The 24,237-nt window shown below is 66.4% G+C and carries 27 protein-coding genes; 12 read left to right on the top strand and 15 right to left on the bottom strand.

All coding sequences use genetic code 11. The features are described from left to right. Window positions 1-21 precede the first annotated feature (21 nt). The 4 genes from cysS to GSQ76_RS27760 are packed head-to-tail and all read left to right on the top strand — an operon-like array spanning window position 22 to window position 3,478. A complete protein-coding gene (cysS, locus tag GSQ76_RS27775) occupies window positions 22-1,371 on the top strand; it encodes a cysteine--tRNA ligase (protein ID WP_408837417.1) in 1,350 nt (449 codons plus the stop codon). A gap of 14 nt (window positions 1,372-1,385) precedes the next feature. Further along, window positions 1,386-1,742 carry a DUF305 domain-containing protein gene (locus tag GSQ76_RS27770; protein WP_158747299.1) on the top strand — a complete coding sequence of 119 codons (357 nt, stop codon included), beginning with the start codon at window positions 1,386-1,388 and terminating at the stop codon, window positions 1,740-1,742. Further along, window positions 1,739-2,566: an RNA methyltransferase gene (locus GSQ76_RS27765; protein WP_158747298.1), complete on the top strand. Its 828-nt coding sequence runs from the start codon at window positions 1,739-1,741 to the stop codon at window positions 2,564-2,566. The genes GSQ76_RS27770 and GSQ76_RS27765 overlap by 4 nt, the downstream gene beginning before the upstream one ends. A gap of 24 nt (window positions 2,567-2,590) precedes the next feature. After that, complete coding sequence (locus GSQ76_RS27760; RefSeq protein ID WP_158747297.1) at window positions 2,591-3,478, top strand: dihydrodipicolinate synthase family protein; 888 nt, start codon at window positions 2,591-2,593, stop codon at window positions 3,476-3,478. Between the two features lie 73 nt (window positions 3,479-3,551). Here GSQ76_RS27760 and GSQ76_RS27755 read toward each other — a convergent pair whose 3' ends face one another. Beyond that, a complete protein-coding gene (locus GSQ76_RS27755; RefSeq protein ID WP_158747296.1) occupies window positions 3,552-4,274 on the bottom strand; it encodes a cytochrome c biogenesis CcdA family protein in 723 nt (240 codons plus the stop codon). Window positions 4,275-4,280: 6 nt separating this feature from the next. Beyond that, window positions 4,281-4,670 carry a thioredoxin family protein gene (locus tag GSQ76_RS27750; protein WP_158747295.1) on the bottom strand — a complete coding sequence of 130 codons (390 nt, stop codon included), beginning with the start codon at window positions 4,668-4,670 and terminating at the stop codon, window positions 4,281-4,283. Window positions 4,671-4,821: 151 nt separating this feature from the next. Between GSQ76_RS27750 and GSQ76_RS27745 the strand changes: the two genes are divergently transcribed. Further along, window positions 4,822-5,700, top strand: a complete 879-nt coding sequence (locus tag GSQ76_RS27745; RefSeq protein ID WP_158747294.1) for a DMT family transporter — start codon at window positions 4,822-4,824, stop codon at window positions 5,698-5,700. A 38-nt stretch (window positions 5,701-5,738) separates the two neighbouring features. Here GSQ76_RS27745 and GSQ76_RS27740 read toward each other — a convergent pair whose 3' ends face one another. Next, a complete protein-coding gene (locus GSQ76_RS27740; protein ID WP_158747293.1) occupies window positions 5,739-5,942 on the bottom strand; it encodes a hypothetical protein in 204 nt (67 codons plus the stop codon). A gap of 175 nt (window positions 5,943-6,117) precedes the next feature. Between GSQ76_RS27740 and rpsD the strand changes: the two genes are divergently transcribed. Continuing rightward, the gene (rpsD, locus tag GSQ76_RS27735; protein WP_158747292.1) at window positions 6,118-6,735 is read left to right on the top strand and encodes a 30S ribosomal protein S4; all 618 of its coding nucleotides are present in this window, start codon (window positions 6,118-6,120) and stop codon (window positions 6,733-6,735) included. A gap of 120 nt (window positions 6,736-6,855) precedes the next feature. Continuing rightward, window positions 6,856-8,388: a peptide chain release factor 3 gene (locus GSQ76_RS27730; protein WP_174247410.1), complete on the top strand. Its 1,533-nt coding sequence runs from the start codon at window positions 6,856-6,858 to the stop codon at window positions 8,386-8,388. Between the two features lie 66 nt (window positions 8,389-8,454). On the opposite strand, the gene GSQ76_RS27725 is transcribed toward GSQ76_RS27730, so the two are convergent. Further along, window positions 8,455-9,141 carry a glutathione S-transferase family protein gene (locus tag GSQ76_RS27725; RefSeq protein ID WP_158747290.1) on the bottom strand — a complete coding sequence of 229 codons (687 nt, stop codon included), beginning with the start codon at window positions 9,139-9,141 and terminating at the stop codon, window positions 8,455-8,457. A 102-nt stretch (window positions 9,142-9,243) separates the two neighbouring features. Between GSQ76_RS27725 and GSQ76_RS27720 the strand changes: the two genes are divergently transcribed. Beyond that, window positions 9,244-9,777, top strand: a complete 534-nt coding sequence (locus GSQ76_RS27720) for a TetR/AcrR family transcriptional regulator (RefSeq protein WP_158747289.1) — start codon at window positions 9,244-9,246, stop codon at window positions 9,775-9,777. A gap of 1 nt (window position 9,778) precedes the next feature. On the opposite strand, the gene GSQ76_RS27715 is transcribed toward GSQ76_RS27720, so the two are convergent. Next, window positions 9,779-11,602 (bottom strand): glycoside hydrolase family 15 protein, encoded by a 1,824-nt coding sequence (locus tag GSQ76_RS27715; protein WP_254070672.1) that lies wholly within the window; start codon window positions 11,600-11,602, stop codon window positions 9,779-9,781. Window positions 11,603-12,085: 483 nt separating this feature from the next. Here GSQ76_RS27715 and GSQ76_RS27710 point away from each other — a divergent pair, with 483 nt between their 5' ends. The 4 genes from GSQ76_RS27710 (at window position 12,086) to GSQ76_RS27695 (ending at window position 16,887) form a co-directional block, all read left to right on the top strand. After that, complete coding sequence (locus GSQ76_RS27710) at window positions 12,086-13,675, top strand: DEAD/DEAH box helicase (protein WP_254070686.1); 1,590 nt, start codon at window positions 12,086-12,088, stop codon at window positions 13,673-13,675. A gap of 47 nt (window positions 13,676-13,722) precedes the next feature. Further along, window positions 13,723-14,937: an acyl-CoA dehydrogenase gene (locus tag GSQ76_RS27705; protein WP_158747422.1), complete on the top strand. Its 1,215-nt coding sequence runs from the start codon at window positions 13,723-13,725 to the stop codon at window positions 14,935-14,937. Window positions 14,938-14,987: 50 nt separating this feature from the next. Next, complete coding sequence (locus tag GSQ76_RS27700) at window positions 14,988-16,271, top strand: class I SAM-dependent RNA methyltransferase (protein WP_158747287.1); 1,284 nt, start codon at window positions 14,988-14,990, stop codon at window positions 16,269-16,271. Between the two features lie 184 nt (window positions 16,272-16,455). Further along, window positions 16,456-16,887, top strand: a complete 432-nt coding sequence (locus GSQ76_RS27695) for a CBS domain-containing protein (protein ID WP_158747286.1) — start codon at window positions 16,456-16,458, stop codon at window positions 16,885-16,887. A gap of 53 nt (window positions 16,888-16,940) precedes the next feature. On the opposite strand, the gene GSQ76_RS27690 is transcribed toward GSQ76_RS27695, so the two are convergent. The 10 genes from GSQ76_RS27690 to GSQ76_RS27645 all read right to left on the bottom strand — a co-directional run bounded on the left by GSQ76_RS27690 (window position 16,941) and on the right by GSQ76_RS27645 (window position 24,218). Continuing rightward, window positions 16,941-17,309, bottom strand: coding sequence for an iron-sulfur cluster assembly accessory protein (locus GSQ76_RS27690; protein ID WP_158747285.1), 369 nt, complete (start codon window positions 17,307-17,309; stop codon window positions 16,941-16,943). Between the two features lie 23 nt (window positions 17,310-17,332). Continuing rightward, window positions 17,333-17,683 (bottom strand): SUF system Fe-S cluster assembly protein, encoded by a 351-nt coding sequence (locus GSQ76_RS27685; RefSeq protein WP_158747284.1) that lies wholly within the window; start codon window positions 17,681-17,683, stop codon window positions 17,333-17,335. Beyond that, on the bottom strand, window positions 17,676-18,131 hold the full coding sequence (sufU, locus tag GSQ76_RS27680) for a Fe-S cluster assembly sulfur transfer protein SufU (RefSeq protein WP_158747283.1): 456 nt from the start codon (window positions 18,129-18,131) through the stop codon (window positions 17,676-17,678). The genes GSQ76_RS27685 and sufU overlap by 8 nt, the downstream gene beginning before the upstream one ends. After that, window positions 18,128-19,360: an aminotransferase class V-fold PLP-dependent enzyme gene (locus tag GSQ76_RS27675; protein WP_254070671.1), complete on the bottom strand. Its 1,233-nt coding sequence runs from the start codon at window positions 19,358-19,360 to the stop codon at window positions 18,128-18,130. The genes sufU and GSQ76_RS27675 overlap by 4 nt, the downstream gene beginning before the upstream one ends. A gap of 2 nt (window positions 19,361-19,362) precedes the next feature. Further along, a complete protein-coding gene (gene sufD / locus GSQ76_RS27670; protein ID WP_158747281.1) occupies window positions 19,363-20,631 on the bottom strand; it encodes a Fe-S cluster assembly protein SufD in 1,269 nt (422 codons plus the stop codon). Then, window positions 20,628-21,380: a Fe-S cluster assembly ATPase SufC gene (gene sufC, locus GSQ76_RS27665; protein ID WP_158747280.1), complete on the bottom strand. Its 753-nt coding sequence runs from the start codon at window positions 21,378-21,380 to the stop codon at window positions 20,628-20,630. The genes sufD and sufC overlap by 4 nt, the downstream gene beginning before the upstream one ends. Beyond that, complete coding sequence (gene sufB / locus GSQ76_RS27660) at window positions 21,380-22,870, bottom strand: Fe-S cluster assembly protein SufB (RefSeq protein WP_158747279.1); 1,491 nt, start codon at window positions 22,868-22,870, stop codon at window positions 21,380-21,382. Before sufB ends, sufC begins: the two co-directional genes overlap by 1 nt. A gap of 11 nt (window positions 22,871-22,881) precedes the next feature. After that, a complete protein-coding gene (locus GSQ76_RS27655) occupies window positions 22,882-23,328 on the bottom strand; it encodes an SUF system Fe-S cluster assembly regulator (protein WP_158747278.1) in 447 nt (148 codons plus the stop codon). A gap of 75 nt (window positions 23,329-23,403) precedes the next feature. Further along, window positions 23,404-23,811 carry a hypothetical protein gene (locus tag GSQ76_RS27650; protein ID WP_158747277.1) on the bottom strand — a complete coding sequence of 136 codons (408 nt, stop codon included), beginning with the start codon at window positions 23,809-23,811 and terminating at the stop codon, window positions 23,404-23,406. A gap of 26 nt (window positions 23,812-23,837) precedes the next feature. Further along, window positions 23,838-24,218, bottom strand: coding sequence for a hypothetical protein (locus tag GSQ76_RS27645; RefSeq protein ID WP_158747276.1), 381 nt, complete (start codon window positions 24,216-24,218; stop codon window positions 23,838-23,840). Window positions 24,219-24,237 lie beyond the last annotated feature (19 nt).

Raw genomic sequence — 24,237 nt, 5'->3', positions numbered from 1 at the left:
GAAGCCGCGCTGCACCAGAACATGCGGACCATGCCAGTCCTGACGCTGCACAACAGCCTGAGCCGCGGGCGCCAGCCGCTCGTTCCGATCGACCCGTCGCACGTGCGGCTGTACGCCTGCGGGCCGACGGTGTACGACCGAGCCCATATCGGCAATGCGCGGCCCGAAGTGGTGAACGACGTGCTGGTGCGGCTGCTGCGGCATCTGTATCCGCGCGTCACCTACGTGCGGAACATCACGGACGTGGACGACAAGATCAACGCGCGCGCCGCCGCCAGTGGGCAGTCCATCGCCGAGGTGACGGAGCGCACGCTGGCCGATTTCCATGCCGACATCGCCGAACTGGGCGTCGTTCCGCCAGATGTGGAGCCGCGGGCCACAGCCCACATCGCCCAGATGATCACCGTGATCGAACGGCTGATCGAATCGGGGCACGCCTATCCGGCAGAGGGGCACGTGCTGTTCGCCGTCGCCAGCTATGCCGAGTATGGCCGCCTGTCGGGTCGTAGCCCGGACGAGTTGCTGGCCGGGGCGCGGGTGGATGTGGCGCCGTTCAAGCGCGATCCGGGTGATTTCGTGCTGTGGAAGCCCTCGTCCTCCGCCGATCTGCCGGGGTGGGATAGCCCCTGGGGTCGTGGCCGGCCGGGCTGGCATATCGAGTGCAGCGCCATGGCGTGGACGTATCTGGGGTCGAGCTTCGATATTCATGCGGGCGGGGCCGATTTGCTGTTCCCGCATCATGAGAACGAGCGGGCGCAGTCATGCTGCGCGTTTCCGGGTAGCTCGTTCGCCAATATCTGGATTCATAACGGGATGCTGCGGGTGGATGGACTGAAGATGTCCAAATCGCTCGGCAATTTCACAACGATCCGGGACGTGCTGGCGAAGGCGCCGGGTGAGGCGGCGCGGTTCCTGCTGCTGCGATCGCATTATCGGGCGCCGCTAGATTTCAACGACGGAGCGTTGGAGGAAAGCCGGCGGGAGTTGGACCGGTTCTACCGTGCACTGGGCGATGGGGCGGCGGCGGCGGCGGCGCCTGCCGAGATTGTCGACGCGCTGTGCGACGATCTGAACACACCGCTCGCCATCGCCCATCTACGCCGCTTCGCCGACGCGGCGCTGGCGGGTGACGCCGCGGCGGCGGGACAATTGCGGGCTGGTGGCGCGATGCTGGGGCTGTTGGGGAGCGACCCGGCGGCCTGGTTCAGCCAGGGCGTCGATGCAGCGTCGGTCGAGGCGGCGATTGCCGAGCGGCTGGCCGCCCGCAAGGCCCGCGACTTTGCCCGCGCCGACGCGATCCGCGCCGAATTGGCCGCAAAGGGCGTGGTGCTGGAGGACGGTCCCGGCGGCACGACCTGGCGCACCACCTAACTCAGGAGACACTGATGATTCGTCAAACACTGGCGATCCTGCTGCTGATCGGCGGCACGGCCTCCGCCCAGATGGCCCCGATGAACCATGCGGTGCCGACGCCGGGTGGGGAGAACGCCTCCACCGCCGGCTACAAGCAGGCGATGCAAGGCATGATGAAGGGCATGGACGTGCCCTATACCGGGGATGCGGACCATGATTTCGTGATGGGAATGCTGCCGCACCATCAGGGGGCAGTCGATATGGCCCGGGTCGAATTGCAGTACGGCCATGACCTGGCGTTGCGCAAGCTGGCGCGGGACATTATCGCGTCGCAGACCAAGGAGCAGGCCTTCATGCGCCGTTGGCTAGAGCGTCACAAAACGCCGTGACGGGTCGCGACGGCGGCGCCCCCCTGGTGCCGATCCCGGGTAGTCCGGTGGTGATCCTGGTGCGCCCGCAATTGGCCGACAACATCGGCAGCGTGGCGCGTGCCATGGGGAATGGCGGGCTGTTCCATTTGCGCCTGGTGGCACCCCGCGACGGCTGGCCGCAGGAGCGTGCCTGGCGCATGGCGTCCGGTGCCGACCGCATCCTGGAGGGGGCGACAGTACACGACACGGTTGCCGATGCCGTCGCGGATCTGCAGCGCGTCTTTGCCACCTGCCCGCGCCCGCGCCACATCGTCAAACCCGTGCTGACCGCCCGTGCCGCCGCACAGGATGTGCGGGTGGCGGCGGCCACCGGGCTGCGCTGCGGCATCCTGTTCGGGCCGGAACGCGCCGGGCTGGACAATGATGACATGGCGGAGGCGGATACGCTGGTTCGCTACTCGCTCAACCCCGAATTCATGTCGCTGAACCTGGCCCAAGCCGTGATGGTGATGGCCTATGAGTGGTGGACCGCCGGCGACGACACGCCGGCGCGGGAGTTCGTGACGCACGAAACTGAGATCGCGACGAAGGGCTCGCTCGACGGGTTCCTGGACCACCTGGTTGCCGAGTTGGACGCATGCGGGTTCCTGCGCAATCTGGCGAAACGGCCCGGCATGGTGCGGAGTATCCGCCACCTGTTCCAGCGCGGCGAGGCGACGGAGCAGGAGGTGCGCACGCTGCATGGCATCGTCGCCGGGCTATCGCTCGGACGGATGCGGCGGGGGCGGCCGGAGGCGGTGCCAGAAGACGATATGGCGCCGGGTGTGGTCGAGGAAGCCTGAGCCTATCGTATGGGGAGACGGAGTATGGCGTTATTTCAAGGCTTGTCGGCCTTTTCGCTGACGCCGACCGACGCGGCGGGCCGCGTGCAGGTGGACCTTCTGTGTGCTCAATTGGAGCGAATCACCGACGCCGCAGTCGACTCCGTGGGGTTGCTCGGCAGCACGGGCGGCTACGCCTATCTGTCCCGTGCCGAGCGGTTGCGGGCGGTGAAGGCCGCGGCTGACTGCATTGGCGGCCGGGTGCCGTTGATGGTGGGCGTGGGGGCGCTGACGACGGCGGAGGCGCAGGCTTTGGCGCGGGATGCTGAGGAGGCGGGCGCGGATGGTCTGCTGTTGGCGCCGGTATCCTATACGCCGCTGACGGAGGAGGAGGTTTTCCAGCACTTCCGGGCCGTGGCGGGTGCGACCGACCTGCCGCTCTGCATCTACAATAACCCCAGCACGACTCACTTCACCTTCTCCGAGACATTAATCGCGCGGTTGGCCGCCTTACCGAAGGTCGCAGCGGTCAAGATGCCGGCGGCGAAGGACGGCGACTTCACGGGCGAAGTGGGGCGGCTCCGCCAGACGGCCGACGGGCTCTCCATCGGCTATAGCGGTGATTGGTTCGCCGCGGACGCCCTGCTGGCTGGGGCCGATGCGTTTTACAGCGTGGTCGCCGGGCTGCTGCCTGCCCCGGCGCTGCGCCTGGTGCGGGCGGCACAAGCCGGCGACGCCGGCCGCACCCGCGAGATCGACGCGGCGTTCCAGCCACTCTGGGCGCTGTTCAAGGAATTCGGCAGTTTTCGCGTGATGTTCGTAATGGCCGATATCCTCTCGCTCGGCCGGTTCGACCCGCGGCGGCCCATCCTGCCGCTAGGGCCAGATGCGCGACCACGTATCGAGGCAGCGTTGCGCGGGTTGACCCGCTAGCCCGGCGACGCACGCGAGGAAGGCTCAGGCGTTCGGCCGGTGGGCGCGCGGCGTTACCGCTCGCAGGGGCCGGTTAAAACCGCGTCGTCAGATCCGTCAACCACGCTGGGGAGGCGTTGACGGCGGCGGCCTCCACGCTGCGGTCGAGGCCGGTGAGGATCAGGAGCGAGACGATCACCGCGCCGCCGCCCAGCAACACCTTGCCCGCCTGCCCTGCCCGGGCCATGCGGCCGCGCCAGCGCAGCAGGGCCGCGCGGGATAGGAACGAGACGAGCAGCAGCGGGGTGGCGGCGCCCAGGCCGAAGGCCAGCATGACGGTGGCCACCGCGGGTAGATCCTGCCCTTGGGCCGCCAGGACCGAGGCAGCGCCCAGGGTTGGGCCGACGCAGGGGCTCCATACCGCGCCCAACACCGCACCGACCACGAACTGGCCGCGCAGGCCGCCGGGTGACAGCCGGGCCAGGAGACGGTTGCCGGCATTGCCCAGGCCGCCGGTGGCGAGCGCAAACCGCGCTTGCAAGACGCTGCTCAGCAGCACCAGGCCGATCAGCATCAGCAGCACGGCGGACAGTGTGCGGAACAGGTCGCCATCCAGGCCGATGGCGAAGCCGATGGTTGCGACGAATAGCCCGATGGCGGTGAAGGACAGGGCTAAGCCTGCCGCCAGGAGCAGCGCACCGGCCCGATGCGCCGCCAGCGCGCTGCTCACCACCAGGGGCAGCAGCGGCAACACGCAAGGCGATAGCGTCGATAGCACCCCAGCCACATACCCGGCGCCGACGCTGCCGAAGGTCATGGCAGGTTAGGAGTTGGCTTTAGCCAACAGGGCGTGGATGGCCGGGGCGGCGGTCTGCCCGGTCTCGCGGCCGGCTTCTTTCTCGCCGTGATAGACGATCATGGTGGACTGCATCTGCACGCCCAGTTTGCGCAGCAGCGGTTTGCTGGTGTCGAAATCGACGTCGAACACCTGCAAATCCTTGAACTCCGGCGTGGTGTAGAGCTGCGACAGGATCGGGTGCTGCTTGGCGCAGGTGGGGCACCAGGGGGCGGTGATGTCGATCAGGATCGGCTTGCCCGCCTTCTGCGCGGCGGCGAGCGCTGCGTCGCTGTACGGCATTTCCGTCGCGGCGCGTGCCGTCCCGACGCTCATGAGCCCCGCCACGATTGCGGCCGTTACGATCGTCAGGCGCATGCTGGTTCATCCCCGTAAAAGCTTGCGCGCAGCGTAGCCCGGACCGGACGATTGCGCCAAATATGCGGCAAATCCCGGCACAGTTCGGCCCGTCAGCCATGCCGACTGCGCGGTTGGGCGGCGCCGCCGAGCCATGCTCTAACAATCCGTAATGAACGACAATTACATCCGGGGTGGGGCGTTGATGCTGCTCGCCACCATCTTCTTCTCGTTGTCGGACACCATGGCGAAGTATGTCACGCAGAGCGTGCCGGCGGTCGAGTTGGCGAGCATCCGCTACGCCGTGTTCGTGGCGATGGCCGGGGTGCCGTTTCTGCGTCGCCGCAGCGCCTCGATCCGGAGCCGGCGGCCGGCCTTGCAGATCCTGCGCGGAATAGGCGTGGTGGGCAGCGCCATATCGTTCATCCTGTCGTTGAAATACATGCAGATTACCGAGGCGACGGCGATCAACTTCATCACCCCGCTGCTGATTACCGTGCTGGCCATTCCTGTGCTGGGGGAGATCGTGCGGCCACAGGGCTGGGCCGCTGTGCTGGTGGGGTTTGTCGGCATGCTGGTCGTGGTGCGGCCGGGCGTGGGCGGACTGCACCCGGCGGCGCTGCTGGTGCTGCTGTCGTCGCTGTGCTGGTGCATGGCGATGCTGATCACACGGCGGCTGGTGGGGCTGGACCGGGCTAGCGTGACGCTGATGTGGACGGCGATGACCGGGTTCGTGCTGTTGCTGTGCGCCCTGCCCTTCTTCCTGGCGCCGCTGACGCTGCGGCAACTCGGGCTATGCCTGGCGGTGGGCGTGATCGCGTCGTGCGGGCAGTTGTTCTCGCTTCTGGCGTATCGGTATGCGCGGGCGACCGTCCTGGCGCCGCTGACCTATGCGCAGCTGATCTGGTCGTCGTTCTTCGGCTACCTGGTGTTTCGCGCGGTGCCGGACCGTTGGACGCTGGTGGGGGCCGTCATCATCGCGCTGAGCGGCACGTATGTGGTGCATTTGGAGCGGGTGCGCGTGGCGGCGCTGCGGACGGGGGCAATTTAGGGCGCATTGGACCCCCGGCCAGACAGGCCGGCAGCCCGTCAGGCCAGTTGTTTGGCCAGCCGCCTCGCCATGAGCCAGCCGATGAGGGCGGAACAGGGCGCGCCGATACAGATGAGCAGTAGCCCGGCGTAGACACCCTCCAGTATCATCGCGATGCCGAGGCCGAGCATGGAGCCGCCGATCATCCCGCCGGTTACGCCGGAAGCCACGCCGAGCCAGATGATGTCGCCACGATTGATCATGCATGGCTGATGCAACCCCCGCCGGGATTTGACAAGCGGGGAGGTGCGCTCTATCCCCCCGCGCACTGCCGGGAACGTGGACGAGCCTTCGGGGCTTGCTCCCGCCGAAAGTCGTTTCGGACTACCGGTGCAACAACGCCTCAACGAGGGCGACACAGAATGGAGTGCCTTGCGCATGACGAAGCGCGCTGAATCTAAGTATAAGATCAACCGTCGCCTGGGTGTGAACCTCTGGGGCCGGGCGAAGTCGCCGATCAACAAGCACGATTACGGCCCCGGCCAGCACGGGCAGCGCCGCAAGCAGAAGCCGACCGATTTCGGCATCCAACTGATGGCGAAGCAGAAGCTGAAGGGCTATTACGGCAACATCGGCGAGAAGCAGTTCCGCAAGTATTACGACGAGGCCGTGCGCCGCAAGGGCGATACCTCCGAGAATCTGATCGAGTTGCTGGAGCGTCGGCTGGATGCGGTGGTGTATCGCCTGAAGTTCGCGATCACGCCGTTCGCCTCGCGCCAGTTCGTCAACCACGGCCATATCCTGATCAACGGCAAGCGGGTCAACATCCCGTCCTACCTGGTCAAGGATGGCGACGTGATCGAGGTTCGCGAGAAGTCCAAGCAGCTCGCCGTGCTGCTGGACAGCACGCAGAGCACCGAACGCGACGTGCCGGAATATCTGGAAGTCGACCACCGCGCCATGAAGGGCAAGTTCGGCCGCGCGCCGAAGCTGACCGACGTGCCGTATCCGGTTCAGATGGAACCGAACCTGGTGGTTGAGTTCTACTCGCGTTAATCGCCTAGACTTCCGTCCCTCGCCTGCGGGGGACGGTTGGGTGAGGGTGGCTCGCCCCGGGGTTGGTCGATGCCAACCCCCATCCCGGCCCCCTCCCGCCCGCGGGAGAGGGGAATACCGATGACATCAGCCGAAGAAATCGCCCGCCGCCGGACCTTCGCGATCATCTCGCACCCGGATGCCGGTAAAACTACGCTCACCGAACGCCTGCTGCGCGCCGGCGGCGCCATCCAGTTGGCTGGCAACGTGCGTGCGAAGGGCGAGCGGCGGCGCACCCGGTCCGATTGGATGGGGATCGAGCGGGATCGTGGCATCTCGGTCGTAACGTCCGTGATGACGTTCGAGTATGGCGGGTGCGTGTTCAATCTGCTGGACACGCCGGGCCACGAGGATTTCTCCGAAGACACGTATCGGACGCTGACGGCGGTGGATTCCGCCGTGATGGTGATCGACGCAGCGAAGGGGATCGAGGCGCGGACGCGCAAGCTGTTCGAGATCTGCCGGATGCGGGATATCCCGATCCTGACCTTCGTCAACAAGATGGACCGCGAGGCGCGCGACCCGTTCGAGTTGCTGGACGAGGTGGCGAATACGCTGGCGCTGGATACTGCGCCGGTGACGTGGCCGATCGGGCGCGCCGCCACCTTCGCCGGCACGTATGATTTGCGCACGCGGGAGGTCCATACGATGGAGCCCCTACCCCAATCGGACGACCGCATGATCGCGATGGGAGAGGAGATCGACCTTGCGCGTGCCGCCCTGCCGGAGTTCGAATTGGAGAGCTTCAACGCCGGGCATCTGACGCCCGTGTTCTTCGGCAGCGCGATCAAGGAGATCGGGGTCACCGATCTGCTGGACAGCCTGGTGGCGTTCGGGCCGCCGCCGCGGGCGCAGCCGGCCGACACCCGCACGGTGAATGCCAACGAGGACAAGCTGACGGCGCTAGTGTTCAAGATCCAGGCGAACATGGACCCGAACCATCGGGACCGGATCGCCTTTGCACGAGTTTGCTCCGGCAAGCTGCAGCGGGGGATGCGGCTGCGGCAGGTGCGCACGGGCAAGTTGATCCCGCTGCATGCGCCGCAATTCTTCTTTGCCCGGGACCGGCAGATCGCCGACGAGGCGTATGCGGGGGACGTGGTGGGGATTCCCAACCATGGCACCCTGCGCATCGGCGATACGCTGTCCGAGGAGGAGGATCTGAACTTCGTCGGCGTGCCGTATTTCGCGCCGGAGATCCTGCGCCGGGTGCGGCTGGATGACGCGATGAAGGCGAAGAAATTGCGACAGGCGTTGCAGGAGCTGGCGGAGGAAGGCGTGGTGCAATTGTTCCGGCCGCAGGATGGCAGCCCGCCAATCGTCGGCGTGGTGGGGACGCTGCAGTTGGACGTGCTGATTTCGCGCCTGCAAGGCGAGTATGGCGTCGGGATTGGGTTCGAAGCGGTGCCCTATAACTTGGCCCGCTGGGTGACCGGGGAACGGGTGATGCTGGAGAAATTCAGCCAGGTGCAGCGCACCGCCATGGCGGACGATGTGGACGGTGACCCGGTGTTTCTGGCGTCGTCAACGTTCAGTCTGCGCCGGGTGATGGAAGCGAATGAGGGGCTGACGTTCCGGGACATCAAGGATGTTCGGCCGGAGAAGGCTACCTAGCGAGAGGCAAGGTCGGGGCGGCTGCCCCGAACCCCGCCAGAGGACCTGGTCCTCTGGACACCCGTTTTAGGCGGCTAGGCGGGCCAGGTCTTCGGGACGGAGGTTTTGGCCGCTGCGGTTTTTGACCGCTGGAAGATTGGCGACCCGGCCGCGCCAGGTGGCGAGGTTGGCCAAATCCGGCGGGATCGACAGGCCGGCGAGTTCGGCGAAGGCCAGGGCTACGAACAGGGTGATGTCGGCCATCGAAAAGGCGTCCCCGGCGAGGAACGCCCGGCCGGCGAGTTCGGTGTCGAGATAGGGTAGATTGCCCACCGCGAAGGCGCCGCGTCGCTCGCCCCATTCCTTTCGGCCAGCCCAGTCGGGCATGCGGAACGGCTGTAGCGCCTCGCCCAGACCCTTCGTGCCGTAGTGGAAGTAATCGTCGACGGGTTCGAGCAGGAGTTGCTCGGCCCGGCGTTGCCACATGTGGATGAGCGCCTTCTCCCGCGGTGTCTTGCCTGTCAGCGTCGGGTTGCCATCGAGGTTGTCGAGATACTCGGTGATTGCAGTCGATTCGGAGATGATGGTGCCGTCATCGAGTTCGAGCAGCGGGATCTTGCCGATCGGGTTCTTGGCGAGGAAGGTGGCTGACTTCTGCTCCGCCGAGATGATGTCGACGCTGACGAACTCGATGCGGTCCCCGAGACGCTTCTCCGCAAGAACGATGCGGATGCGGGTGGGGTTGATGGTGCCTTCGCGATCATGGATTTTCATTGTGCTCTCCATTCTTACCTATCGATAGGTAAGTGTCGGTATAAAGCGCTTTCCTCGCCTGGCGTCAATGCCTATCTAACGGTAGGATAGAAGGGGCGTGCCATGGCGGATATGCGAGAGACGATCCTGAATGCCGCGCAGCCGACGGTGCAGGCGCATGGCTATGGCGGGCTGAGCTTTCGCGAGCTGGGCAAGGAGATCGGCATCAAAAGCGCCAGCATTCACTATCACTTCCCGACCAAGGGCGATTTGGGCGCCGCGCTTGCCCGGCGGTATTGGGAAGAGGCGCAGGCTGCGCTGAACGCTTTCTCCGACACCAACGCCGACCCTGCGGCTTGCCTGCGGTTCTACACCGCGGTGTTTCGCGTCGCGTTGGAGAATGGCAACCGGATGTGCCTGTGCGGATTCCTGGCCGCCGAGATCGATGGGCTGCCGGAGGTAGTGAGGGCGGAAGTAAAGACGTTCGTGGACGTCTGCGTGAGGTGGCTGGCAACAATTTTGCCGGGTGGCGACCGTGCGCTGGCGGTCTACGCGGCCATTAGTGGGGCGCAATTGGCGGCGCGCAGCCGTGGCGACGTCACCGTATTCGACAGGATCGTGGAGAGCTATCGCGCCGCCGGACTGATTCCGGCGTAGTTCACGTCTCTGCGGCCTCTGCTTCGCGCATTTGGGCGGGGCCGGCCTGGGCCAGATTCATCGCGCTGGCGATGAGCGCGGTGTGGCTGAAGGCCTGGGGGAAATTGCCGGTCATGCGCTTGGCCGCCGGGTCGTATTCTTCGGAGAGCAGGCCGACGTCGTTGCAGAGGCCAAGCAGCTTATCGAACAATGCCAGCGCGTCTGTCTCCCGCCCCTGCATATGCCAGTTATCGACCAGCCAGAACGAGCAGGCCAGGAAGGCGCCCTCGCCCGGCGGTAGGCCGTCCTCGCTGTCGGTGGTGCTGTAGCGGAGCACGTAGCCGTCTTTCAGCAACTCCCGCTCGACGGCGGCGGTGGTGCCGCGCACGCGGGGGTCGTCGTGGGGGAGGAAGCCAACGAGGGGTAGCAGTAGCAGGCTGGCGTCTAGTTGCTCGGTCTCGAAATGCTGGATGAAGCTGTTTTTGGCAGTGTTGAAGCCCTTTTCCTCGACCATGGTGCGGATCTGGTCGCGGATTTCTTTCCAATGGTCTACCGGGCCTTCCAGGCCGTGTTCCTCGGCGTCCTTGATCATCCGGTCGAAGGCGACCCAGACCATGACTTTGGAATAGGTAAAGTGCTTGCGGCCGCCGCGTGTCTCCCAAATGCCTTCGTCGGGCTGGGCCCAAATGTCCTCCAGGTGCTTGATGATCGCGCATTGCAGGGCCCAACTGGCCGGGGCGGTTGCAAGGCCGCCGTTGCGGGCCTGGTGCAAGGCCTCGGTCACTTCGCCGAAGACGTCTAACTGCAATTGCTCGGACGCGGCGTTGCCGATCCGCACGGGGGCGGCGCCCTGGTAGCCGGGGAGTTCCTTGATCTCCCACTCCGCGAGCCGGCGCTCGCCGCCGATGCCATACATGATTTGGATCTGGTCCGGGCTGCCGGCGATGCTGCGATGGAGCCAGTCGCGCCAGGCGCCGGCTTCTTCGTAATAGCCGGCTTGCATCAGGGAAAATAGCGTCAGCGTGGCGTCGCGCAGCCAGCAATAGCGGTAGTCCCAGTTGCGGGACCCGCCCAATTGTTCGGGCAGCGAGGTCGTGGCGGCGGCGACGATGCCGCCGGTGGGATGGTAGGTCAGCGCCTTCAGTGCCAGCAGCGACGTGCGGACGGCGTCCTGGTACTTGCCCCGGTAGGTGCAGCGCTTAGACCACTCGGCCCAGTACGCTTCGACCTCGGCCAAGGCGTGGACGGGGTCGACGGCGCCCGGCGGTGGCAGGTGGGACGGGCCGTGGCGCAGGACGAACGTGGCCCGCTTGCCGGCCGCGACAGTGAAGGAGGCGGAGGTGCGGAGGTCGTGGCCTTCCAATTCGATTTCGGTCTGCAGCACTGTCAGCTCCGGGCCGACGACGGCGACGTAGTCGGTACCGCTGGGCAGCCGGGTGACCCAGGGGACGGACATGCCGTAATCGAAGCGAAGGGCGATATCCATCGTCATCTCGACCTGGCCGGTGCGGCCCTCCACGATGCGGATGATGGTGGAGTTGGCATTTTCCGGCAACATGAAGTCGATCAGTGCGACGGTGCCATGCGGCGTGGTGAACACGGTTTCCAGCACCAACCCGCCGTCGCGATATTGACGGCTGGTGTGGATGTCCTCCCCGGCGGGGAAGATCTGCCAACGGCCATTATCCGGCGTGCCCAGCAAGGCGGCGAAGCAGGCGGCGCTGTCGAATCGGGGCCAGCACAGCCAATCGATCGATCCATTGCGCCCGACGAGGGCGGTGGTGTTGCAATCGCCGATCAGGGCATACTCTTCGATGGGCAGCGGCTGGCCGGCGATAGGCATCATATGATTGCTCCTGCGCGCACCCTACGCATCGCACGCGACAACGTTGCACCGCGCCCGGGAAGTGAATTCCTTGACTTTTGTGCGTTAGTTGCAGATATGCCGCCTGGAGGCGCGGGAATGCGCGCCCGCGCCATAACGGCGCATACTGCCGGCACGCGTTGACCCGCCGGCGTCATGTCAAGCGACCGGAACCACTTGTTGACCGAAACGATACCCGCCCCGGCGGACCAGCCTGCACAATCCGACACCGACTCGACCGTAGAGGGGGGTGTCGCGATGATTGACGTCGCCCCGCGCATTGAGCCTGACCCAGTTGAAGTCGCGCCGGAGACGGCGCCCGAACCGGTGCCAGAGCCCGTCGCTGATCGCGCGGTGGCGGAGCCGGAAACGATTGCGCCCGTGCACGAACCGCATGTGGTGTTCGCGCCCGCCGATGATGACGGTGAGTCCGATCGATCCGACAGCATGCATGTCGGCGGCGGCATGGCCGGCATGGTGGATGAGTGGCCCGCAGAGCGGGAGCCGGAGCGCGCGGTGTTCGCCGATTTGGGCCTGTCCGAGCCGATCCTGAAGGCGATCGCGGAGATGGGATATCTGCATCCGACCCCGATCCAGGAGCAGGCGATCCCGATCGTGCTGCAGGGCCGCGACGTGTTGGGCGTGGCGCAGACCGGCACCGGCAAGACCGCCGGATTCACCTTGCCGATGATGGACATACTGGCCGGTAGCCGAGCCCGGGCCCGCATGCCGCGCTCGTTGATTCTGGAGCCGACCCGCGAACTTGCGTTGCAGGTCGCCGAGAATTTCATTCAGTACGGCAAGCATCTGAAACTGAACCACGCCCTGCTGATCGGCGGCGAAAGCATGTCCGAGCAGAAGGACGCCCTGATGAAGGGTGTCGACGTGCTGATCGCGACGCCGGGTCGCCTGATTGACCTGTTCGAGCGCGGCGGTCTGCTGATGACCGACACGCGCATCCTGGTGATCGACGAAGCCGACCGGATGCTGGACATGGGGTTCATCCCCGATGTCGAGCGGATCGTGGCCATGTTGCCGCGCACCCGGCAGACGCTGTTCTTCTCCGCCACGATGGCGCCGGAGATCAAGCGGCTGTCCGACGCATTCCTGCAGAACCCGAAGGTTATCACCGTATCGCGCCCGGCCTCGGTCGCGACCACCATCATCGCCGGGCTGGCATTGGTGCAGGAGTTGGATAAGCGCGAGGCGCTGCGCCGGCTGATCCGGTCGGAGCAGGTGCAGAACGCAATGATCTTCTGCAACCGGAAGATCGAGGTCGACGTCCTTTATAAATCGCTGAAGCGGCATGAATTCGACGTGGGCGCGCTGCATGGTGACATGTCGCAGTCCGAACGGACGGCCACCATGGCACGGTTCAAGGCTGGCGAGTTGCGGCTGCTGGTATGCAGCGACGTGGCGGCGCGCGGCGTGGACATTAGCGGCCTGTCGCATGTGTTCAACTTCGATGTCCCGCATCATGCGGAGGATTACGTTCACCGCATCGGCCGGACGGGCCGCGCCGGGATGACCGGGCATGCCTTCACGCTGGCGACGCCGGATGATCGCCTGGCGGTCGAGGCGATCGAGGCGCTGGTTGGCGCGCCGATCCCTCGCCTGCAAGTCGATGGTCTTGACCCGGTGGAATGGGCCGAGGGTGATGGCCGCAAGCGCCGTGGCCGTGGTGGCAAGAGCGCCGCCAAGCCGGACGCCAAGCCGCGCCGGGAGAAGGCGCCGGCCAAGCCGCGGCCGCCGCGCGCCGAGGAACCGATTGCCGCAATCGTGGCAGTTGGGGCTGCTGTCGAGGGGCCGGCCCCGGTCGCGCGTGCCCGGCGCGAGCGCCCGGTTCGTGCGCCGCGTGAGGCTGAGCGTCCGCGGGAAGTGGCCCGCGAGCCCGACCGCAGCCGTGAGCGTCCGCCCCGCCGCGAAGGCCGTGGCCGCGATGACGATCTGGGCCCGGCAGTGCAGGGCTTTGGCGATGACGTGCCGGCCTTCATGCTGATACGCTCGCCCATCCGCGCGGCCCAGCCGCGCCAAACGGAGGAGAATCCCGCATGAACGTGATCAGTCCCGTTGCCGTGCCCGAGGCCGCCGAGGGGCAGCCGATGCGCGACGCACCGCCCGGCCCGGCGCCGCAGAACCGTCCGATGGGGCCGTTCTCGTGGGACGATGCATTGCTGCTGGAAGACCAGCTGACCGAAGACGAGCGCGCCATCCGCGACGCCGCCCGCGCCTACTGCCAGGACAAGCTGTTCCCCCGCGTGCTGATGGCCAACCGCCACGAGACGTTCGATCGCGAGATCATGAACGAGATGGGCGAGATGGGCTTCCTGGGCGCGACGCTAGAAGGGTATGGCTGCGCGGGCGTCAGCTACGTTGCCTATGGGCTGATCGCGCGGGAAGTGGAGCGGGTGGATAGCGGCTACCGCTCCGCCTTTTCGGTGCAATCCTCGCTGGTGATGTATCCGATCTGGGCCTTCGGGTCGGAGGAGCAACGGCAGAAGTATTTGCCGAAATTGCAGGCGGGCGAGTTCATCGGCTGCTTTGGTCTGACCGAGCCGGATGCGGGGTCGGACCCGGGTTCGATGCGGACGCGGGCCAAGAGCGTGGATGGCGGCTATTTGCTGCACGGGTCGAAGACCTGGATCACCAACTCGCCGCTGGCCGACGTGTTCGTGGTGTGGGCGAAGGACGATAGCGGTACGATCCGCGGCTTCATCCTGGAAAAGGGCATGAAGGGGCTTACCGCCCCGGTGATCGAAGGTAAGTTCAGCCTGCGTGCGTCCAAGACCGGCATGATCATGATGGACGACGTGTTCGTCCCTGCCGAGAACATGCTGCCGGGCGTGAAGGGCCTGCGCGGGCCGTTCTCGTGCCTGAACAACGCGCGCTATGGCATTTCCTGGGGCGCGCTAGGGGCGGCGGAGTTCTGCTGGCACGCGGCGCGTGATTATGCGCTGAACCGGATGATCTTCGGGCGGCCGCTGGCGGCGACGCAGTTGATCCAGAAGAAACTGGCCGACATGCAGACCGAGATCACGATCGGTTTGCAGAGCGTGCTGCGCCTGGGGCGGCTGATGGACGAGCACCGGGCCGCACCGGAAATGATCAGCCTGTGCAAGCGCAATTCCTGCGGCAAGGCGATCGCCATTGCCCGCGAGGCGCGGGACATGCACGGCGGCAACGGCATTTCCGACGAGTATCACGTGATCCGCCACGTGATGAACCTCGAGGCGGTGAATACCTACGAGGGCACGCATGACGTGCACGCCCTGATCCTCGGCCGGGCGCAGACGGGATTGTCGGCGTTCGGGGCCTAACCCGGTCGCCCTACCCGAAAAAGCCTTCTCCCGCTGGGAGAGGGCTTGGGTTGGGCGAGCCGCAGACCGTGACGATCGACCGGATCGGCGCGGATGGGGATGGCATCGCCGGCCTGGACGACGATAGCCTCGCCTACCTTCCCTACACCTTACCCGGCGAGGAGGTCCGCACAGGCGGGCTGACCAAGCGTGGGCAGGGCTGGACGTCCAGCGCCGAGATCCTGGCGCCCTCCCCTTTCCGCCAGACGGCCCCGTGCCCGCATTTCGGCGCATGCGGCGGCTGCACGTTGCAGCATTGGCAGGACGCGCCCTACGCCGAGTGGAAATCTGCCCAGGTGCTGGCGGCGCTGGTGCGGGCCGGATTCGCGGACGTGGCGATGGCGCCGCTGGCACGGACGCCGCCGCATGACCGGCGCCGGGTGGATCTGGCGCTGTTTCGCGATGGCAAGACGGTGGCGGTCGGGCTGCACCGGCATCGCGGCGCCGACGTGATCGACCTGCACACCTGTCTGGTGATCGAGCCCAAGCTGGTGGCGCTGATCGGCGCGCTGCGGCAAGCGATGCCGGGTATCTCCGGCCTGCGCCGCACCGGGTCGGCGTTGGCGAACATGCTGGATAGTGGGATCGACCTGCTGCTGCGCACGGATGCGCTGTTGAGCGCGGATGACCGCCTGGCGCTGGCCGATCTGGCCAAGCAGGCGGGGGCGGCGCGAATCTCCTGGGCGCTGGGCGATGGCCCGCCGGAAACGGCATCCCAACTGGCGCCCATCGTGACGAATCTGGCCGGAGCGGCCGTGTCGCCGCCGACCGGCACGTTCCTGCAAGCCTCTCGCGCCGGGGCAGCCGCGATTACGGCGGCGGTGCTGGCGGGGTTGCCCGCGACCATTGCGTCGCGTGGCACCGTGATCGAGCTATTTGCCGGGTGCGGGACGCTGACCTTCGCCCTGGCGGAACGGGCGCGGGTGGTGGCCTACGAGGGCAACGCTGCCGCCTATGCGGCGCTGCGCAGCGCCATCACCGGACGGCGGATCGAGGCCGTGCATCGCGACCTGGCCCGGCAGCCGCTGATGGTAAAGGAATTGGCCGGGGCTGCCGCGATCGTGCTGGACCCGCCGTTCGTCGGAGCGGCGGCGCAGATGCAGGCGATTGCCGGGTCGGGCGTGATGCGGGTCATCTACGTCAGCTGCAACCCGGCGGCGCTGGCGCGGGATGCGCGGGTATTGCGAGACGCTGGGTATACGCTGGCCACGGCCACGCCAGTCGACCAATTCCTGTGGTCTGCGGCGGTGGAGAGCGTTTGTGTCTTCGAGCGGGAGCGCGTCAAGCGGCGATAGTTGCAGTGCCAATCTCGCTTGGGTGGCCAGTCTTGCTTGGGTGGCCAGCCTTGCTTTGAGTGTCTAGTCTTGCCTTGAAGTGCTGCGTCACTTTGCCAATCATGACGCGAACTTAACTTTAAGCCGTCCCGGTCAGGACCAACATCGATCTTGCGGATGACACCGCACTTTGAGGATCGACACCATGCTTATTTCCGACGTTTTACACACCAAGGGCCGTAAGGTCTTCACCATCCGACCGGACCAGACGGTCAAGGATGCGGTGGAGCGGTTGGCCGAGCATCGCATCGGCGCATTGGTGGTGGAAAACAGGCTCAAGCCGGTCGGCATCTTCTCCGAGCGCGATCTGGTGAACCGCCTCGCCCATAGCGGTGCTGGCGTCTACGACTACAAGGTCGGGGATCTGATGACCACGCCGGTCATCAGCGGGCATCCCGACGACACCATCGACGACATGCTGCAGTTGATGACCCGGCGTCGCATCCGACACCTGCCAATCATCGAGAGCGAGGAGTTGGTTGGCATCGTCAGCCTCGGCGACCTGGTGAAACACCGGTTCGAGGAAAAGGAACTGGAAGCCAGCGTGCTGCTGGACCTCACTCGTATGCGTAGCTGAATACATCGTGGCACGAGGCGGCGCGGGGCACGCTGCCCCGCGCCGCGATTTGGTTAGACGTGGAAGCTCTCGCCGCAGCCGCAGCGGCCCTTTTCGTTCGGATTGACGAAGGTGAATCCGGCAGACAGGTCTTTGACCTGGTAATCCATCATCGTGCCGATGAGGAATAGGCTGGCCTTGCGGTCGACGAGGACTGTCAGGCCGTGATCGGTGACGACCTCGTCGCCCGGGCCGGGCTCGGACACCCAGTCCATGCGGTAGGACATGCCGGAGCAGCCCTTCGTGCTGACGTCGATGCGGAGCAGCATGCCCTTCTGGGCACCGCTGTATAGCTGGCCGAGGCGGGCGGCAGCCACATCCGACATCGTCATCAATGGCGGCAGGGCGCGGCGGGGTTTGGCGGTGGTCTGGGTAGCGCTCATGATTAATCCTAGATCGTGACGCGTCAGAACATGTTCAATGCGAGGCGGGCTTCCTCGCTCATCCGGCTCGGGTCCCATGGTGGGTCCCAAACCGTCTCGACCTCGCACTCGGTAACGCCGGGCACGGCCATAATGGCCTCGCGCGCCTGCACCGGCAATTCCTGGGCGGAGGGGCAGCCGGGGGCGGTCAACGTCATCTCGACCTTCACCTTGCCATCGTCGGCGATGTCGATGACGTAGATCAGGCCCAGTTCGTAGATGTTCACGGGGATTTCGGGGTCGTAGACCGTCCCGATGGCGTTGATGATCGCGTCCTCGCTGGGGATCGGCTCGGCGGTGCCGTCAGGCGACCAACTCGCGTGGGTGTCAGCCATGTCCGCTCTCCTTCAGGGCGCCGAGCATGGCGTCCCACGGCAATGTCGCGCATTTCAGCCGCGACTTGAACTCGTGCACGCCCACCAACGGGCGTAGCGGATCCATTTCCGGACCGCAGTCCGGGCAGGCGCCAGTGTGGACCATAACACGAAAACGCTCCGCGAGGGTGCGGACCTCGGTGGGGGTGCGGCCGGTGATGGCGTCGGCCATCAGATCGGCGGAAGCGACGCTGATGGCGCAACCCCGTGCCTCGAACCCGGCTTCGGCAATCGTGTCGCCGGCCATCCGGATGCGAACCTCGACCCGGTCGCCGCACATCGGGTTGTCGCCCTTGGCCGCGCCGTCATACGGGTCGAGCCGGAGCTGATGCTGGGGGTGACGGCCGCGGGCCATGATCACCTCCTGATACAGATCCCGCATGTCGTCGAAGGACGCAGCCTGGCTCACGCAAAGAACTCCCGCACACGCTCCAGCGTGTCGGCTAGGACGTCGATCTCGCCCAGCGTGGTGTAGACGCCGAAGCTGGCGCGGGCGGTGCTGTCGACGCCCAGGCGGCGCATGAGCGGCTCGGCGCAGTGGTTGCCGGCGCGGACGGCGACACCGTTGCGGTCCAGCAGGGTGGCGACGTCGTGGGCGTGGGCGCCGTCCAGGGTGAAGGAGACGACGCCGCCACGATCCTGCGCCTGGCCGATGACGCGAAGGCCTTTTACGTCGGCCAGGCGGGCGAGCGCGTGCTCGGTCAACGCCGCCTCGTGCGCGGCGATGGCGTCGTAGCCGACCGCCTCCACCCACTCGATGGCGCGCTTGAGGCCGATGGCTTCGACGATGGGCGGGGTGCCGGCCTCGAATTTATGCGGAACGCGGGCCCAAGTAGTCTTTTCGAAACTGACGCTGCCGATCATGTCGCCGCCGCCCATGAAGGGGGGCATCGCGTCCAGCAGGGCCATGCGGCCCCAGAGCACGCCGATTCCGGTGGGGCCGTAGAGCTTGTGGCCGGTGAAGACGTAGAAATCGGCGTCCAGCGCCTGCACGTCGACCCGGCGGTGGACGATAGCCTGGCTGCCGTCGAACATCACCTTGGCGCCGGCCGCATGCGCTGCGGCGGCGATGCGGGCGGCTGGGGTGTAGGTGCCCAGCACGTTGGACATGTGGGTCATGGCGACCAGGGCGACCCGGCCGTCGGCCAGCTTGGACTCGTAGTCGGCCCAGTCGAGTTCGCCGGCATCGGTGATCCTGGCGATGCGGAGTTCGATCCCGGCGCGGTCGCGGAGCATCTGCCACGGGACGATGTTGGCGTGGTGCTCCATCTCGGTGATGAGCACCGCCTGGCCGGGCTGCATCAGGCTGCCGTAGCTGTGGGCGAGCAGGTTGATCGCCTCGGTGCTGTTCTTGGCGAACACGATCTCGTCGCGGGAGGGCGCGTTCATCAGGCGGGCGACGGCGTCGCGGGTGCTCTCGTAGGCGTCGGTGGTCCGCTCGCTCATCCAGTGCAGGCCGCGATGCACGTTGGCGTATTGCTTGCGCATCGTGTCGGCCATCGCATCGATGACGGCGGTCGGCTTCATCGATGATGCGGCGCTGTCCAGGAACACCAGGGGTTTGCCGTGCACGGTTTCCGACAGGATCGGGAATTCGGCGCGGATGCGCTCCACATCCAGCGGGGCGGGACGGATCATGGTCATGCCGCCGAGGCCGATTGGCGCTGCCACCAGCCGTCGATGGCCTGTTCCAGCAGGGCGTGGGCGCCTTCGTGGCTGACGGATTGCAGGGCGTCGTCGAGGAAGGCGCGGATCAGGATCGAGCGGGCTTCCTGCTCGGGGATGCCGCGGGCGCGGAGGTAGAAAAGCTGGTCGTCGTCCAACTCGCCGATCGTGGCGCCGTGGCTGCATTTCACGTCGTCGGCGTAGATTTGGAGTTCCGGCTTGCAGTCGATCTCGGCATCCGGGGACAGCAGCAGGGCCTGGCTCATTTGGTAGCCGTCGGTCTTCTGGGCGATGCGCTCGACTTCGATGCGGCCCTGGAAGACGCCGCGGGCCTTGTCGGTGAGGACGTTCTTCACCGTCTGGCGGCTGGCGCAGTTGGGGGCGTCGTGGACCACGACCGTGGTGACGTCGCCGACCTGCTTGCCGCCGAGCAGCTGGGCAGCGTTCAGGTGCACGGTGGCGTTCGGGCCGACCAGGCGGGCGTGGAATTCGGCGCGGGAGACCTGGCCGCCCAGCGTGAGCGTGAAGGCGTCGTAGAAGCCGCGGGATTGGACCGTGGCGTAGATGGTGGCCAGGTGGAACGCCTCCATCGCCTCGTTCTGCAGGCGGATATGGGTCAGCGTCGCGTCGGACGCGACCTCGATGGAGAAGACCGGGTTGTGCAGATAGCGGCCGCGGCCGACGGACAGTTCGACCACCGTCAGCTTGGCGCCTTCGGCCAGACGGATCGTGTGGCGCGGATGGAAGGTCACCGAGCGGCCCTCCGTCTCTGCGGCCAGGCTCACCAGGACGAGCGTGCCGGCATCGACGCCCTCGGCGACCGAGATCACGGCGCCGTCCTCGGCCAGCATCGTGTTCAGCGCCACGACGGGCTGCTGATCGGGGCGGGACAGGGTGCCGAAGCTGGGGTCGTTGGCGAAGCGGGTGAAGTGCAGCGTGTCGGGCAGGCTGGACAGGTCTTCCCGCAGGCGGCCGTCGACGAAGACGGCGCGCGGCCCCTCGATCGCCGGGATCTTCGGCAGCGAACCGCCCTCGACCGAGGTCAGCGCCTCGCGGAAGTCGTTGTCGGCGAGCGGGCGCAGGCTGGTGTATTTCCACGCCTCGTCGCGTACGGTCGGCAGGCCGGCGCTGCGGAACGCCTCGGCGGCGGCTTGCCGGGCGACCAGATCACCGGGCAGGCGGGCGCGCAGACCCTCGAACCGGGCCAGGAAGCTTTCCGTGCCCGTGCGCAGCGCGGCGCTCATGCTGCGTCGGCGACCATCGGGGCGTAGCCGGTGGCCTCCAGCTCTTTCGCCAGTTCCGGGCCGCCGGAGCGGATGATGCGGCCGGCGGACAGGACGTGCACGCGGTCGGGGACGATGTAGTCGAGCAGGCGCTGGTAGTGGGTGATGACCAGGGCGGAGAAGCCGGGGCCGCGCAGGGCGTTGACGCCGTCGGCCACGATCTTCAGCGCGTCGATATCCAGGCCGCTATCGGTTTCGTCCAGGATCGCCAGCTTGGGCTTCAGCATGGCCATCTGAAGCACCTCGTTGCGCTTCTTCTCGCCGCCGCTGAAGCCGACGTTGACGTTGCGCTTCAGCATGTCGTCCGGCATGGCCAGGCGCTTCATAGCTTCGCGGGCGGCGCGCAGGAATTTCACCGCGTCGAGTTCGGGCTCGCCGCGGGCGCGGGCCTGGGCGTTGAAGGCGGTGCGCAGGAAGTTGGCGTTGCCAACGCCGGGTAGCTCGACCGGGTATTGGAAGGCGAGGAACAGGCCGGCAGCGGCGCGCTCCTCCGGCTCCATGTCCAGCAGGTCCTTGCCTTCAAAGGTGGCAGAGCCGCCGGTGACCTCGTAGCCGTCGCGGCCGGAAAGGACGTAGGACAGCGTGGATTTGCCGGAGCCGTTCGGTCCCATGATGGCGTGGATCTCGCCCGACGGCACCGTCAGGTCGACGCCGTTCAGGATGACTTTCCCGTCCTCGAGCGAGGCTGAGAGCTGCTTGATCTCCAACATTAGCCGACCGATCCCTCTAGGCTGATGGCAAGCAGCTTCTGTGCTTCCACGGCAAATTCCATTGGTAGTTCCTTCAAGACGTCCTTGCAGAAACCGTTGACGATGAGGCCGACCGCGTCCTCCTGGCTGAGGCCGCGCTGGCGGCAGTAGAAGAGCTGGTCGTCGTTGATCTTGCTGGTGGTGGCCTCGTGCTCCACCTGCGCGGTCGCGTTGCGGCTTTCGATATAGGGCACGGTGTGGGCGCCGCACTGGTCACCGATCAGCAGGCTGTCGCACTGGGTGAAGTTCCGCGCGCCGTGCGCCTTCGGCAGGATGCGGACCAGGCCGCGATAGGTGTTGTCGGACCGGCCGGCGCTGATGCCCTTGCTGACGATGGTCGAGCGGGTGCCCTTGCCGATGTGGATCATCTTGGTGCCGGTATCGGCCTGCTGGCGGTTGTTGGTGAGTGCCACGGAATAGAATTCACCGACGCTGTCCTCGCCCTGCAGGATGCAGGATGGGTATTTCCAGGTGATAGCGGAGCCGGTTTCGACCTGGGTCCAACTGACCTTGCTGCGGGCACCGCGGCAGGCGGCGCGCTTGGTGACGAAGTTGTAGATGCCGCCCTTGCCGTTGGCGTCGCCGGGATACCAGTTCTGGACGGTGCTGTACTTGATCGTCGCATCGTCCAGCGCCACCAACTCGACCACAGCGGCGTGGAGCTGGTTTTCGTCGCGCTGCGGGGCGGTGCAGCCCTCGAGGTAGGAGACGCTGGCGCCTTCCTCGGCGATGATCAGCGTCCGTTCAAACTGTCCAGTGTTCTTGGCATTGATGCGGAAATAGGTGGACAGCTCCATCGGGCAGCGCACGCCCTTGGGGATGAACACGAACGAGCCGTCGGTGAATACGGCGCTGTTCAGCGCGGCGAAGTAGTTGTCGCCGGCCGGGACGACGCTGCCGAGATATTGGCGCACCAGGTCCGGATGGTCGTGTACTGCCTCGGAGATCGGGCAGAAGATCACGCCAGCTTCATACAGGCTCTTGCGGAAGGTGGTGGCGACGGAGACGCTGTCGAACACCGCGTCCACGGCGATGTTGCGCGCAGGCTCATCACCCTCGGCGGGCTCGACGCCGGCGAGGAGCGCTTGCTCCTTCAGGGGGATGCCGAGCTTGGCGTAGGTCTTCAGCAGCTCGGGATCGACCTCGTCCAAAGACTTCGGGCCAGGCTTCTTCTTCGGGGCGGCGTAGTAGTGGATGTCCTGGTAGTCGATCTTCGGGTAGCCGACCTTCGCCCAGTCCGGCTCCACCATGTTCAACCAGGCGGCATAGGCCTTCAGGCGCCAGGCGAGCAGCCACTCCGGCTCCGCCTTGCGGGCGGAGATCATGCGGATGGTGTCTTCGTTCAGACCCTTTGGCGCGACATCCATCTCGATGTCGGTTTCGAAGCCCCATTTGTAGCCGGAGCCCGTGAGGGATTGAACGGTATCGAGGGTTTCTGCGACGGCTGCCATGAGCGAGCGTCCTATTCGGCAGGAATGGAAAAGCCCGGTGCGGCCAAGAAGGACCGCGCCGGTGGGGCCATATCGGCCAAGGTAATCGCCGCCAGCGCCTCGCGCACGGCATCGTTCACCGCATCCCAGCGTCCACGCACCGGGCAGGTGCAGGATGCCTCGCACGCCGAGCCCGAACCCTCGACACAGGCGGTCATGGCGATCGGGCCATCGATGGCGATGATCACGTCCGACACGGGAATAGCCGATAGCGGGCGCATCAGCCGGTAGCCGCCGCGGGCGCCGCGCTGGGACGCGACCAACCCGGCGGCGGAGAGGGCCTTCAGCACCTTGCCGACCGTCGGCTCCGGCACGCCGGTCGCCTGGGCGACGCCGGGCGACGTTTGCACGCCATCCACCGCAGAGAGGCGGATCAGCACGACGACCGCGTAATCGGTGAGTTTGGATAGCCTGAACATGGCACCCGGCGTTTTCAAATCAAATTGGACCACTCTGGTCCGGTATGCGGGAAATGAGCCGTCGGGGGGTCTACGTCAACCCCGCCGGGCGACGAAACCACCAATAATCCCTACACAAACCGGCGCGACCAACATGATGGAAATCACTGGCAGGCCATACCACCACGCCTCTAGCGCCGAGGCGGCGGCGAGCAGGGCAGCCATGCTGGGTTGGCGCGTCGTCATCGCGGCGGCGGCGGTCGATAGCAGCAGACCGGCCGCGGCCTCCGTCGCACCGCCGGTCGGGTTGGCGTGCAGGCGCTGCACGGTGTCGGCGACATCAGCCCCGGCGGAGCGCAGCAGGGCGGCGGCCACGCTCTCGCCGACCACGAAGATACTGCCGAAGCCGTAGCGCAGCAGGGCCAGCAGGCCCGACGCCATCACAGGCAGCGACCATAGGATGGCCGATGCCAGGCACAGCCCGGCCGCAGCGACCTGCGCCACGCGGCCGAGCAGCCGGTTTTGCGAGGTCAGCTCCGGCGCATGTCCGGGCCGGGCTCGCCTTCCTCCAGATCGTCATCGTCCAGGCGTTCCATGTGCACGGTGTGATCGCCGCCATGCTGCTGGATATCGCGTTCGCGGGGGCCGGCGGTGCGGTCGATGACCTGCACGGTGGTGATGCCGGCCTCGTCCGCCACGGCGCTGGCGGCGGTGGCGGCTTCCTCCAGCGTCATCGGGGTGCCGTTGGTGTGGCGCAGATGCGTGCGCTCGGGCAGGCCGTGGGGATGGGTCAGCGTCAGTTCCACCACCACCTTGTGGGGATCGTCCTCGTCGAAGCGGCGCAATACGATCACGCTGTGGCCGCCCTCGGGGGTTGGGTCGTGCGGGTTCAGGTGGCGGATCTCTGCCATGCGGTCTCTCCGGGTTCGG

This window comes from Acidisphaera sp. L21, assembly GCF_009765685.1.
Taxonomy (GTDB): Bacteria; Pseudomonadota; Alphaproteobacteria; order Acetobacterales; family Acetobacteraceae; genus LMUY01.
The sequence above is the reverse complement of the archived record's forward strand: the minus strand, read 5'-3'. Positions and strand labels throughout refer to the sequence as shown.